The 14,372-nt window shown below is 50.8% G+C and carries 8 protein-coding genes; 6 read left to right on the top strand and 2 right to left on the bottom strand.

Features of this window, described 5'->3' with window-relative positions; translation table 11 throughout:
• Positions 1–13 precede the first annotated feature (13 nt).
• Positions 14–2,536 (bottom strand): hypothetical protein, encoded by a 2,523-nt coding sequence (locus F4Y39_07100; protein MYC13482.1) that lies wholly within the window; start codon positions 2,534–2,536, stop codon positions 14–16.
• Positions 2,537–2,741: 205 nt separating this feature from the next.
• Here F4Y39_07100 and cyoE point away from each other — a divergent pair, with 205 nt between their 5' ends.
• From cyoE to F4Y39_07080, 4 genes are all read left to right on the top strand, one after another.
• On the top strand, positions 2,742–3,623 hold the full coding sequence (cyoE, locus tag F4Y39_07095) for a protoheme IX farnesyltransferase (GenBank protein MYC13481.1): 882 nt from the start codon (positions 2,742–2,744) through the stop codon (positions 3,621–3,623).
• Positions 3,624–3,687: 64 nt separating this feature from the next.
• Positions 3,688–4,629: an ATP-binding cassette domain-containing protein gene (locus tag F4Y39_07090; protein ID MYC13480.1), complete on the top strand. Its 942-nt coding sequence runs from the start codon at positions 3,688–3,690 to the stop codon at positions 4,627–4,629.
• A 5-nt stretch (positions 4,630–4,634) separates the two neighbouring features.
• A complete protein-coding gene (locus tag F4Y39_07085) occupies positions 4,635–5,399 on the top strand; it encodes a multidrug ABC transporter permease (GenBank protein ID MYC13479.1) in 765 nt (254 codons plus the stop codon).
• Positions 5,400–5,505: 106 nt separating this feature from the next.
• Positions 5,506–6,240 carry a hypothetical protein gene (locus tag F4Y39_07080; GenBank protein ID MYC13478.1) on the top strand — a complete coding sequence of 245 codons (735 nt, stop codon included), beginning with the start codon at positions 5,506–5,508 and terminating at the stop codon, positions 6,238–6,240.
• 68 nt (positions 6,241–6,308) lie between these two features.
• Here the strand turns inward: F4Y39_07080 and F4Y39_07075 are convergent, their stop codons facing one another.
• The gene (locus tag F4Y39_07075; protein MYC13477.1) at positions 6,309–8,435 is read right to left on the bottom strand and encodes a DNA polymerase; all 2,127 of its coding nucleotides are present in this window, start codon (positions 8,433–8,435) and stop codon (positions 6,309–6,311) included.
• Positions 8,436–8,574: 139 nt separating this feature from the next.
• On the opposite strand from F4Y39_07075, the gene F4Y39_07070 reads away from it, so the two are divergent.
• Positions 8,575–11,565, top strand: coding sequence for a redoxin domain-containing protein (locus F4Y39_07070; GenBank protein ID MYC13476.1), 2,991 nt, complete (start codon positions 8,575–8,577; stop codon positions 11,563–11,565).
• 232 nt (positions 11,566–11,797) lie between these two features.
• Positions 11,798–14,257 carry a GWxTD domain-containing protein gene (locus tag F4Y39_07065; GenBank protein ID MYC13475.1) on the top strand — a complete coding sequence of 820 codons (2,460 nt, stop codon included), beginning with the start codon at positions 11,798–11,800 and terminating at the stop codon, positions 14,255–14,257.
• The last annotated feature ends 115 nt before the right edge of the window (positions 14,258–14,372 follow it).

Raw genomic sequence — 14,372 nt, 5'->3', positions numbered from 1 at the left:
TGCCCGCACCGCCCTATAGCCACTCGTCCATCCCCGCGTCTTGCAGAGCACCCAACAAATGGGGCACGCCGAAAAACAGCAGGCTCAAGTACATCGGGCTCAGTCCCACTGCGCCGCGCCTTTTGGGATCGTCGCTCCAATCCTGCGATTCGGCCAAGCGGCGCAGCAGTTGCCGGCCCACCTCCAAATAGCCCCGCTCGCCTGTCAGCCTGTATGCATAGCTCAGGTGGCGGCATAGCACCCCGCCGTAGCGCTGCTTCCACGCCATTTCGGAATCGAAAACGTCCGGCCCACCGCAAAACCAATCCACAGCCCGCAGATAGCATTTTGCCACATCGGTCCGGCCTGTCAATCGGTGTAGCAATTCGAGGCCGATCATTAAATAGTGGATCTGATAGCCCTTCTGGTCGGCGTAGGACAGCACGTGTTTGCCCTCGGCAGAAGCCCCGCCCAGGGCCTTGTGCTCAGCCGGGGTAAAAGGCGTTGCGGTGCCCATTTCCACGGCCAGGGTCGTACCTTCGGTAGCCATGCCGTAGGGTGCCTGGTCGGGCAACCGATCGGGGGTGGAAACCTGAAAGCGCTTGTGCCAACTGCCGTCGTCGTTCTGACCCCGGGCGATGACCTGAAAAATTTCTTCGGCGCGCTGTTTGAAACGCGCCTTGCCCGTTAGTTCCCACAAATACAGCAGACCGCGCAAAGTGTTGGCAATGCTGCGCAAACTAAAGGAAAAACGGGAATCTTCGCTCCAGCGATAGCGCAGGAAAAATTCGCCAGCTTCCCCGAGCACCTCCAATGTCCGGTGGTCGCCCGTCAAGTAGTAATAGTCAATCCAGTTGTCGATAAAAGTGTGCGAAGCACAAGGCTCGTCGCCAAAGTGGTCGATGCTGTGTCGGAAACAGCCGCCGACCCGATACGGCCTGAGCGGGTGGTAGTGGCAGGTATCGACATCCATCGAGTGCCGGGTCATAGCCTCACCGAGACGGAACCAGCGCCCTGCCCCGCTGCGCAAATACTGGATCCACACCCCGTGGCGCGGGTCCCACTCGCTGTTGCACCAGCCCCACCTGCCCCGGAAGCGCCAGTCGCCGGTCGATTCCTCCCAGGCCACGAGCACATCGCCCCAGTCAAAAAAACCGCGCCAGCGATTGACCTCAATACTGCGCGCCATCCACTCGAGGAAGCCGTCGAGCATGCGCTCGGAGTGCGGAAAGGCATCTACCGCGCGGACCGCAAAGCCGCCGGCGACTTCGCAGTGAGCCATCCAGCCGGGATCAACCGCGACGTGTGGCCAATCGAGCAAAGCCGTCAGCCGTTGGGGGGCTTCTTCGCTGGTATTGCGCTGGAAGTAATCGATAAAAAATTCCGAGGTTTTGGCCGTGCCCAGGCCATCGCTGTACACGCCTTCTCCCTCGTGCCAGGCCACTTCCTCGGCATAGCGCTTGAAATGCAGTCGCCCGCCATCCGGATCTTTCCACAAAAACACGTCGATCCCCCCTCGATCCACGCCTATGGCTTTGGGGTATTCCTCGGCCATATAGCGCAACGCCACCCCGACCCCGGCTTCCTCGCCCTCCAACACCGCCCACCCACCGGCCCGTTCTCCTTCAGCTATCCTCTCTGAGTGCCCGCTGCGCCGCCGCGCCAGGCGGAAGTGGCGATCCTGACGCTGAGCCAAAAGCAGGCCTTCGTCCTGACCCAGAACGCCTTCCATACACCGATTTCCACCCACCCGATAGCGTCGTTTTCCCGCCCAATCCACCGGGATTCGCACGGCCAGTTCCCGCAATTCGGTCTGATCTGGATCGCAGGCCACCACGACGGTGTGCAAGACCCGCAAAAAGGCGTGTCCGGCAAAGGCGTATATCCGCGTCACGAAACGAAATGGTTGATAGCCGACGTAGTGGTGCATAGGCGCCTCGGATTCCAGGGCACCTTCGCAGCGAATCACCGCCCGTAGAGGCCCGGATTCTTCCACCTGGACCCGGTACGCGCTTTCCCCCAGCGATGCCCGGCACATCCCACCCATGCCATAGATCCGCCGCTGGGTCTCCCCAATCTCAAAAGCCTCGCAAATATCGGCCCAACTGTCGCCGCCTTGCGAACTCACAGCGACTTCTTCGACAAAGCCATCGGCCTCCTGCCGCCCCAATGATACCGCGTGTACCAGGCCATAGCGCTGCCGACTCACGGCAAAGCGCAAGGGGCCGGTACACACGACAATGCGCTCGTCGCTCTCGCTTATTTGCAGTCGATTCGCCGGAGTAGCGCGAGGGGCTTCGCCAGCATAACACAAGTGGTAAACCGTTGATCCGACCACGTCGGCTTGAAAATCGACCAGGACCCACTTGATACTGCCGTCGGGCCAATGGCTCAGCGGACGACTTTGCAGGTTTACAGCCCGTCCCCGAGCATCCTCCAACCACAAATCGGCGCATTCGGCTACGGCTCCCTGTGGCAGAGGCACGCCCCGGGTCACAGGCCACGCACGGCGTTCGATCCCGCTCTCTTCCTGGACAGTCAATATTAGACGTTGCATATCTTCCTCCGCTCGTAAACACACCGGGTATTTTAAAACAGCTACTGAAAAAAAGCCAACATTTTACGCACTGCATTTGGGCAAGTTGGCAATGCGCAAACGCAAATCTTTCTTGTACTTGACTCACAGCCCAAAAGCTGGTATTGTTATGGCTTCAAAAAATAAGTGGTGCTTTTGATCAACCTCTTTTTTAAGAATATCTTTTATGAACGCCGAACTGGTACAGGCAAAAACATTTGTAAATGACTTATTTGTTTTAATTAAATTTCGGATTGGACTGATGGTCGTGTTTAGCACTTCTGTGGGATATGTCCTCGGCATGGGATATGTTCCCGATCCGATTCATATCTTCCATGTGCTATTCGCCACTTTTTTAACTACATCTGGCACGGGTATTTTAAACCAGTTTATGGAGCGCGAGCGCGATGCGAGAATGGGACGCACAGCCGACCGACCACTCCCTGCGGGACGCATTGCGCCAGAACTGGCCTGTTGGTTTGGGTTAATTTTAAGTGGTATGGGCATTGTCTATCTGGGGGTGCTGGTCAACTACTTGACCGCACTAGTGGGCTTATTAACCGTGGTGGTATATTTGCTCCTCTATACGCCCTTAAAGCCCAAAACACCGCACAATACAGCGATTGGAGCCATTGCAGGCGCATTGCCGCCAGTGGGTGGATGGACCGCAGCAACAGGTGTTTTGAGTGGCGAAGCACTGGCCCTGTTTGGCATTTTGTTTTTGTGGCAATTCCCCCATTTTTTGTCCATAGCCTGGCTTTATCGAGAAGATTATGCACGCGGTGGATTTCGCATGCTACCCATAGAAGACCCGCAAGGCCATAGAACTGCCCATCAGGTGGTACTTTATACCCTGGTCTTGTTGTCGTGCAGCCTGATGCCAGCGTTATTGGGTATGGCTGGTGTCGCGTATTTCGGCGTTGCTGTGTTGCTCGGCCTGGGCCTGTTGTACGCCAGTTTGACCTTTGCGCAATCGCGCACAGATGTATTGGCACGCCGCCTGATGCGAGCAACCCTCATATATCTGCCCGTATTGTGGACAGTGATGATGTTGGACAAAATTACGTGAGACAAGTGTGCATCCGATTTGGAAGATACAGGAGGTGATAGGCTGACCTATCACCTTTCTTTGTATGTGCAGGAGCAATCAATTGCAAGTAGCAATAAATGTCGAAAATGTGAGCCATAAATTTGGCGAGCGCGTGGCATTAGACAGTATCACATTACAGGTGATGACCGGAGAGATGTACGGTCTTTTAGGCCCCAATGGAGGGGGAAAGACCACCCTATTTCGCATGTTGTGTACTATGCTGCCTCCCGATCACGGCACGATTCGCCTGTTGGGCAAAAACGCCACTGCCAGTGCTGTGCGCACACACATCGGGGTGGTATTTCAACATCCCAGCCTGGACGCGCGTTTGACTGTACTGGAGAATTTGCGCTATCAAGGCCATCTCTATGGCTTGAAAGGCCGCTTGCTCTTCCAACGCATTGAAGAAGTCCTCGACATGATGACCCTCACAGATCGCGCAAAAGATCGAGTCGAAGTACTATCTGGCGGCTTACAGCGGCGCGTTGAACTGTGCAAAAGTTTGTTGCACCGCCCCGAAATATTGATCTTTGATGAACCCTGCACAGGGCTTGATCCCGGTGCGCGTCGGAGGTTTTGGGACGATCTGGATATTTTGCGGCAGACCTATGGCACGACACTGATATTGACGACCCATTTTATAGAAGAAGCCGAGCGCTGTGACCGCATTGGCATTTTAGATCGCGGACAGCTAATTGCCGAAGGCACGCCCGAGGCATTGAAGCGCACAGTCGGGTGCGAAGTAATTACCCTTGAGACACGCGATTCCAAAAGCCTGCAATTACAAATCGAAAAAATTTTAGGCCGCGATGTCCAGATAATTGACGGGCAGGTGCGTATTCCCTGCGATGACGGGCAAGGACTGTTGGCGCAGTTGTATCCCCTTCTGCGAGAGGAAGTTCAAGCCATGACCTTAAGCGTGCCCACACTTGAGGATGTTTTTGTGCAGCGAACAGGACACGGATTTCACGTGGAGGGTCAGTAGTGCGAATGGCTTTCTGGTTGCCCGTGGTGTCGCTCTGGCGGCGCGAACTGGTGCGCTTCGTCCGAGATCGCAATCGATTATTCGGTGCAATAGGCCAACCTCTCGTGTTCTGGTTGCTATTGGGAGCTGGTTTTGAAAAGTCTTTCGCACCCCTGGGTATTTCCAGTGGATATCTGGAATATATTTATCCGGGAATATTATTGCTGATTGTGTTATTTACAGCGATCTTTTCGACCATTTCGGTCATTGAAGACCGGCGCGAAGGATTTATGCAATCGGTGCTGGTCGCACCCGTATCGCGGATTGGATTGGTGTTCGGCAAGGTTTTGGGTGGTGGAACTCTCGCCTTTTTGGAAAGCCTGATATTTTTGGTATTTTTGGCATTTTTAGATATTCCAATCAGCATCGTATCTCTGGGCATGACCCTCATATTTTTAGCTGTACTGGGCATTGCCCTCACTGCTCTGGGCTTCGCAATAGCCTGGCAGGCTTCATCCACTGCGGGATTTCACGCGGTGATGAATTTGTTATTATTCCCCATGTGGGCATTATCTGGCGCATTTTTCCCCGCAGAAGGCGCGTCGCGCTGGCTGGCGTACCTGATGGCAATAAATCCATTGACTTACGGTATGGATGGTTTGCGCCAATCTCTTTACCTCACAACATCTGGTGCAAATACCCATTTTTGGTTTTGCGGTATAATAAGTGTGGCATTTGCAGCTCTGACCCTCAGTGCAGCCGTGTGGCAGGTATGTCGAAAAGAGAAATAAGTTAGGGGCTGGGGCTGGGAGAACTTCACAAATTTCTGGAACAGAAACCTTATTTAATTGTTGGATATTGTATTGACAAAAAGAATCCCTGGCGTATGGTCTTGTCATGCAGAAACTAACGCATCTATTATTTTTTACCTGTGTCTGTATATCCTGTCTGGGTGGTTGTAGCTTGCTCGACCGTCAGCAAGGTCCCAAGTTACTGGATTTGCGCACAGACCGAGGGTCTGACCCATCAGTGGGGCGTGGACAGGAAGTACAAATTACCATCGTGACGGATGATCCAGACAATGATGAGTTGGATTTTCGCTGGATTGCGACCGGAGGAGAATTTGCTGCCAGCCGTGCGGATACGCTGATTGACCTGTTTCAAGATTCGGTAACAGTTGTATGGAAAGCACCCATTGAACCCGGTGTTTACGAACTGTTTTTAGAATTGGGTGACGGCCAATCTGAGATATTGGTGACCTCAGGCGTGCGTATTGCCGTAACGCAAGCCCCTCCCATTGCTGTTGTCGGCCCAGATCGGGAATTGGGTTTTCACGATGAGTTGCGCGTGATCTTAGACGGCACCGGCAGTTCGGATCCAGACCAGGACGCGCTGATGTATTTTTGGACACAGATTTCAGGACCGCGCGTGGGATTGCAAAATAGCAGTGGACCATCGCCCGAGTTTCCCGTGCCTGCACCGGCAGATTACATTTTTGAACTGCGCGTGGCAGACTTGATACAGGGCGTGGGCGATACGAGCAATGTGGTAGTTACACGGGTTCGCGTAACAGACCGCACTGGGCGCGTGACCGGATCCGGCCTTGCTCGGTTATTGGATCGCGGGCACTAAACAAAAGCGCAAGCACCTATTACATAATTTTTGGATTAAAGAGCAGGTAATTACCTGCTCTTTTTTTGTTAGAACAGACAGAGTTGATCGCGTGCGACGGGCTGGATCAAGGGAAATAGACGGCGGAATTCGCCATCGGGAAATAGAACGCGAAAACGCTCGGCCATATCGTGCAATCGGCGCAACAAATAGCCCCGGTCTTCATCGTGGGTAAAAAATTCTGTTCGGGAAAGGGAGCCATCCTGGCACTGGTAAACCGCAATCCGCTCGCCAATGCGACAACCCGCAGCGGCCATAGCAAGTCGGCTCAGATTCGGGTTGGAAAAGGTTTTTTTAGTAATGCGTTCAAACCGGCAAAAATCTTCGGGATCAATTTCGCCGTCTTGCAACTTGCGTCCCAGAGATAGATATGCGCGAGAAGCGGCATCTGTATCGCCATCGACGAGCAGGGGCGCAATCTCTGCAATAAACTGTCGAAAGATGCGCTCATCGCGTCGGCTTCGCAGGCTGCTGCCCACAAGCGAGACACGACCATCGTAATCGACGAGAATATAATTTTTTGCCTTGAGACTGATCATCCCTTTAAAGCGACCGTCGTGCGAGAGATGAATACCACGGGGCAAGGCAGTCGAAATTTCCTCTATGAGTTGTTCTTCATCGGCCTCTGTCTTGACGTGCGGTGGCGCAACAAAATAAGCCCCATCGGTATCTACTTCGATAATATCCCCACCGGCATCGCGCAACTCAGCCACGAGTTGGCGGGCGATTTGCTGCCCGACTACAGTAATTTTTTCCGCGGCGTGGTAGTCGTTAAAACACGCGCGTCCGTATCCCAGATATCCGTAAAAAGAATTGATGAGAATTTTGTAACTGCCCTGCAGCCCATCCCAGTATGCGCGGTCGGTTTCATCACGTGCACTTTGAAAATTTGTCTTGGCCTCAAGGCGTCGCTGCGTAAGGTGTTCGAGCATGGGCAAAAAAGCATTTTCAGTATCGGTTGCCGGGCGAATCTGTTGGGTCAGCATAATCGATGGATAAAGACTTTCGACATCGGCTTTGACCACCCGCTTAAAAATACCCGAAGCCACGAGTCGCGTATAGCCACCGCTAAATCCCTTTGAGGGCCGCGGTTTGGGAATGGCGAGATTGCGCCGCAGATAAAGCCCTACCATGAGAGCGTTGATTTTCTCGCCCGGACCGCTGATCGCAGCGTCTTGAAAGTTGTATGGCAAAATCTGTGTCTGATAAAATTCAGTGGGAACGACCACCTCGCTGAGCGCTTTGACATCGCGCACATCGTCGAGCGCGTAGTCAATGAGACGTTGCGGATTGGTGCGCCAGGTATGGGCAATTTCTTCCCCATCGACAAACGTGCGCCCTGCCCGCTCAAGACCGAGTGCGTGGATGACTTGCTTGAGGCCATAGCGCTCCAGCTTGCCCCCGGTATCATAACGCTGTACCTGTTGCAGCGTGTCGATAATATGTCGCCCATGGACATAAGCCGGGCGAAAGCCCGGGATTTGTGCCCCAACTTTGAAGACGCGCTGCCCATGCCCTGCGCGCAATGCCGACCCATTGCGCCCCCATGTGAGGGAAAGGCCATAGTGTTGAGCGCGGGCGACGAGATGGGGCAAGTCAAATTCAAAAATATTGTGGCCTTCAATCGTATCGGGGTTGCGCACTTCGATCACTTTGTTGAGATTGCGAAGCAGATCTGCCTCGCTCATATCCGTAGCGCTCAATACAGTCTCATATCCCTGAGAATCGGAAACTGAGATGAGAATAATCTCTGCATCGGGTGCCGAGGGATCGAGCGTGAGGGTCTCGATATCGAGTTGCAAGCGGTGGAGGTCGCCGTAGCGCATCTCTCTAAAGAGGGTTTGGCCCGAAAGCGTCAGATGCTGCCGCACGGGATTGTTAAAATTAAAATGCGGAATGCCATCCTGAGCGAGGCGGTCGCGTGCCGCGAGAAAATGAGACCAGTTGTGAAAGTGTATCCGCGCGCGAAATTCGCCGCCGCCTTTGAGACGCACGCAATCTGAAACTCCTGAAAAGCCAGACCGGGCAGACTCTTCGGGCGTCTCAACGAGCAACCATGGGGAAAAGGGTTGCAGGTGGCAATGGTCGCGCGTGTAGAGCGCCATCTGATTCCCGCCGACGAGTTCGGCAGCGAGAACACCGGGGAGATAAGCCATTGTATTGCTCCAATTTGTTAAGAGGAGAGGTAAACAAATATAGCCAATTTTTATACGCCTTGCAATGTGATGGGTTCGCAAACCACGAGAACACACATTTTGTCAAGCCTTTTGATTGACGTATAAATCTGCGTGGGCTATGTTATATGGAACCTGGGAGACGCGATTGCGTAAAAAGGTTCAGGAGAGGAGATTTATCATGAATAACACACTGTTCAACATCGCGGTGATGTTTATTACAGGAACAATGGCTATTGGCTGTACTGCTAATAACCAAACACCTGCTGATCACACCGTATTCGAGGGCGGCATTGCTATAACCGATACCAGTAAAGTGTCGCGCCAAATGCTTCCGTGGAAAATGCGCGATGGGCGCTTGTGGTGGCATGGTAGCGATGGGCTTTATTTGCAAGATGGGGATATGTGGCAAAAATTCACATTGCCGGAAGGTGGTTCATTGAATTACATCAGTGCCTTTATGCAAGCACGCAATGGCTCAGCGTGGTTTGCTGGCTCGTATAAAGGTCGCCCGATTATCGCGAACTTTATTGAAAAAACGTGGCGTATATGGGATAGCAAAACGGGGTTGGGAGAACACGGTGTTGGATCAAAATTTGCCGAAGATATAGATGGCGGAATATGGATTCGCACGAGTAATAAAGATATTAAAGCACGCGGTGGCGTTGATCGCGTCAAGGGTGGAAACGGGGTTTTGCACTTTGACGGCAAAACCTGGCACAACTATACCGTGGCAGATGGATTGATTCACAATAGGGTTTACGATGTAGAACCCGATCCCAAAGGCGGCGTGTGGATCGCAACCCTTCGCGGATTGAGCCATTACAAAGATGGGAAATGGATATCTCACCTTGTCGATAGTATTCCCGTTGAAGAGATACGCAACGCCCATGTGTACGAAGGTCGCAAAATCTATGAGCTATTTTACGATCAAAAAGGCACACTTTGGGCTGCACATGGATCACATCTTGGGCGCACCATAACGCGGTGCAGAGGAGGTATATCCAGCTTCGACAGCACAACCTGGAAATACCAGGATGCGCATGCGGGATTGCCCATTCGCGCGTCTCGAAATATCTGGCAAACAGAAAATGGCGATCTATGGTTTGGTACACATCGAGATGATCAAACGGTGGTAGAAGCCAGAGGCTTGATGAGATATAAGGATGGGATGTGGTTGCGATTGACGCGCAAACACGGTATTCCCGGCGATTCTGTATGGGGCCTGGTTGAAAAAGGCGATGGATCTTTTTATCTGTGTGTTTCTGGGACTGTATCTTATAAGCCGCCTATCGATCACCTGACAACAATATCTGGTAAAGTAATCGATCAGGGCGATGGCCAGCCTGTAGCAAATATGGGAATATGGGCTGAATACGACGATGGCGAGGTGCATGCCGGAACCAGGACAGATGAAGATGGTCGCTATCGCGTCGAAGTCACCCCGGGCGTATATCGCGTACGGATCGCGTCTAAGAATGCGGCTGAACCCGTGACCGTTGAGGCAAAACCCGAGAGTAAAATTAAAGACATTGATCTGCTCTTGCTCAACTCGCGCCGCATCTCTGGTCGCGTAATCGACAAATTCGATAATCCGATTGCCAATGCTGTCGTAGTGATTTCCGATGATACTTCAGAAGATCTGCGCCTATCTCCCCAGGTCGTGACCACAGATGTCGATGGAAAATTTGAAGGCTGGCAAGTTGTGGGCCCGCGAGCTACTTTTGAGGTTACTGCAAAAGGGTATGCACAAACCGCGCTAATAGTTGAAAATGCAGTCGAAGACCAGATAGCGATCACCCTAAAAGAAGGAATAACCCTGCGCGGTCGCATTGTTGATGAATCCGACCAACCCCTTGCAGAGGCGCGCGTTGCCTTTGGCCGATCTCCGATTCCTCGTGCTAAATATACAACACCACCTCCCCTCCCCTTTCACCGCAATACCTATACCGATGCGTCGGGTTTATTTACCCTTCAGAATATAGATGTGGATAAAGGTCAAGTTTGGGTGACGCATCCCGAAATCACTATTACAAATCAAAAAATCGCGTCTGCCAATGGTGTGATAAACGTCCAGGTAAAACGTCTGCAATTGTATTCTATTTCAGGCGTGGTATCACTAAATGAAGGTTCTGTGGAAGGGCTGGAAATCACGGCTTTTTCATTTAAAAGATCAAGTGGTCCTATTTATCCGGAAACGGACCATACAGATGCTAATGGTGCATATCGTTTAGACGATTTGGAGCCAGGGGAATATCATATTTCCGTGAGAGCGCCTGAAGAAATGGAAATAGACGGGCGCAAGATGACAATACATCGCCCAATTCAAGCTCAGACACTGGTAATTGAAGATCGCGATGTGACGCTGAACTTTGAATCCCTGGGCGATGCGCGAATCACCGGTGTTGTAACTTACAACGACCAGCCTATTTCAGATGTTTATGTAAGTACCCATATTGTAGCCGATAGCCCTGAGAATTTTGTCGCACTAAGCGGTGCGAAAACGGATAAAGACGGACGGTTTGAGTTGCGTGATCTACCTTCTGGGCGGATTGCCATTTCTCTTCACAAAATGGACAACCCCGATTCTGGAGGAAAACGATGGAGCAAAGTCGATACTATTGATCTGACAAATAAAAAAGAATTGAGTTATATGGCGACATTGGAAATGGAGGAACGCCCGACTTTGAGCGTGGGAGATATAGCCCCTGAATTTGAGGCCAAGCGACTAAATGGTTCAACCTTCCGACTCGCAGATTACCGGGACAAAAAAGCCGTGTTGATCGACTTTTGGGCAACGTGGTGTCCTCCGTGCGTCGATGAAATTCCAGCAATTAAAAGCATTGCCGAAACCTATCGAGATCAGGGCCTGGAAGTCGTAGGCGTGAGTTTGGATTACGATGAGCAAGCACTGCGAGATTTTGTCAAAGAAGAAAAGTTGAGCTATGTGCAAGTATTTGACGAAGATAAGGCGCGGACAATAGCAAAATCCTACGGTGTATGGGGCATCCCATCGGTATTTCTGGTAGATAAAAACGGCGTCATCAACGCGCTGAAGCTGCGTGATGATCGCACAGAAGCGGCTGTGAAGAAGTTATTAGATACAAACTAAATCTCCTGCTTCAATTTGAGTTTCTAATACCCATTCAACCGCCCGGTAACAACGGGCGGTTTTTATTTTTGAGTCAACTTCAACCTCCTGTGCAAAAAAATCATTGCTAATTATTTCGCTATTTGGGCTTGACAGCGAATTTTTAATAGGATATTTTTCTTCATGTGCTAATTATTTCGCATAACATCATTCGGATTCATAAAAAGACCACTCCCTTTTGAAGGGAATAACAATGCGATTTACAACTCATATCGGATTGATCGCACTGACGTGCCTCTTAAGTTTCGGCTCGTCCAAAGGCGAAACAACAATAGACTCACTATTTCACATGGCAGAGCAACAAGTCGGCAAGGTGAGTCGGGAGAAAAGCATCAAGACCTTCGAGGAGATTATTTCCAAAGACAGAGATTATGCGCCTGCATATAACGAATTGGCCAAACTGCATCTGCGGGGCGACAGCGTAAATGGCCGACAGCGTGCAATGCGAATGATACAGCAGGCAATCTCAAGAGATCCCAACAATGCTGAATACCGGCTGACACGCGGAAAAATCTGGTGGACACAGAGCTTTCGATTTCGGGCATTGAACCAATTCAAGAACGTGATGAAAAAGCATCCGAAAAATACGGATGTCCTCAATAGTCTGGGTATGTTCTGGGTGTATGATTTCCTGTCACAGAAGGATAGAAGGGCTGCACATCGTTCAATGGACCTGGGGTCCAGTATAAAATATTACAGGACAATGGCAATGAGGCGCAAAATAAAAGATTTCAATATCTTTGCCGAGGAAGCCAAACAAGAGGCACTCCAGGTCTTGCGAAAAAGCATCCAATTGGATGGGACCAATCAGCAACCCTATTATTTGTTGGGCATACTTTACTTTGAAGATAAATACTGGGATGCCTTCCATGCCCTGATGCAAGCCCTGCGCGCACAATATCCAGATGACAAAAATGCACTATTATTCTGTGGGCTTGCTGCCTATCAGATTGGCGAGTTCAATAAATCCCATAACTATTATCAACGCGCTCTTGGCTTGATGAGTGTTGAAGAGCGCGAGTTGCTCGAATCTATTGACCTGCTTGTGTCCCAGGAAGATCATGCATCCCGCGATATGACGCAGACGATTGATGAATTATTGGAACGCGAGATGTTTTGGAAGCGCCAGGATCCACTTTATTTGTCTGATTTTAATGAAAGAAAGATGGCACACTTTGGTCGTATGGCATACTCAAATTTGCGATTCAGGAGATTTTTAGATGATGTTGAGGGCTGGCAGACAGATATGGGGAAGACTTATATCAAATTTGGAAGATATAGACGTCGTATGACAGCCTATAAAGCGACATGGGATTCTAAAGAGGTCTTCAACTCCGCAATGGTGGAGTTCTGGTATTACGAAAACTTTCAGATCAAATTTTGTGGTACTACGGATGATATCTGGCATTTTTGCGGCGGTGCTACGGTCAAGACCCCAAGTCTGGTCCCTACAGTAGAAATCAGTGCCTTTACGTTTGAGCGGTTGTTATCATATGCTGATACTGCGGGAGTACGACCGTTTGCTATGAGACGAAGATCACTGGCTTCCTTTGCACCACGTACATTGACAGAAGCCTCGCATCACATATTTAAAAAAATAGCACAGCGATTTGTCGATCCGTATCTCAATCGAAAATACACCCTCCCCTATCAGATCGCTGCCTTTGAAGAACGAGACAGCGTGCGCGTCGAACTCAGCTATATGATTCCAAAAGACCGATTAACAGAAGATCCTGAAACAGGCAAGGTGAATTTTTGGGACGGCGTCTTCTTCTTTGATCAGCAGTGGAATGATATGTATAGTGATCGCCAATCCAGGACCCTCACTTTGCCACCACAGAAACCAGCCTCAAACGCCGCTACACGCCATCGCAATGATCACCTGTTGGTCTCGCGCACATTGTCTGTCCCCCAGGGACGCTATCATTTTTCGGTAGAATTGTTGGATCAAACATCTGGTCTAATTGGTGTGGCACGCGATGAGAAACCGTTCTTGTATGGCCAGGAGACCTTTCACCTGAGTGATCTGCTCGTCGGCAGCAATATTCAAGTGAAGAAAGCATTGCCAGAAAGCCGTGACGATCTGCTCATCACCCCCAACCCTGTCCGCACATTTTCACCATCTGAACCGGTGTTTATCTATCTGGAACTGTACGATCTCCAGCGCGACGATTTTGGCAGCACGCAGTATGAGATCTCCTACACCATCGGCAAGCCAAAGGTGGATACCCTATCTCCTATCTTGTTCGCATCTCAAAGTCTGATTGAGACCCTGGGTAAAACGGAGATTGATCTGCGGAGTGGGCAAATAGCAGAAGCCCAGGGGTTGCAGACCGGACGGTCAGAGGATAGCGAGGTGGGCAGTAGCGCGTTTGCCGACAGCCTTATGTTGGGAGAGACGAAGGTTTATACGAGCGGAGGGCAAGTGCATCACATACCTGCTGAGGGCTTGAAGATCAAAAGATCAAAAGATGGCGATTTGACCCGCACAGTAACAGCGAGTTACGAAGGCAATCGAGAAGATGATTTCACGTATTTGCAGATTGATGTGAACCAGGTGCCCGAAGGTATTTATCAATTGACCGTATTGGCGAAGGACAAGAAAACTGAGCAGACGGATAGGAGATACGTTTATTTTCGTATTGTCGAGTAAAGAGCGGATACCAATTCACCGGTTGTGTCTTGATATTCGTCCCGACCGCCCGGTAAAAACGGGCGGGTTTTTTTTAACTTGTGTGGATTTTAAAAAAATTTGGTATTTTTTTGTT

The sequence above is a fragment of the Gemmatimonadota bacterium genome (genome assembly GCA_009838845.1).
Classification (GTDB): domain Bacteria; phylum Latescibacterota; class UBA2968; order UBA2968; family UBA2968; genus VXRD01.
This window is presented reverse-complemented; position numbering and strand designations above follow the sequence as displayed.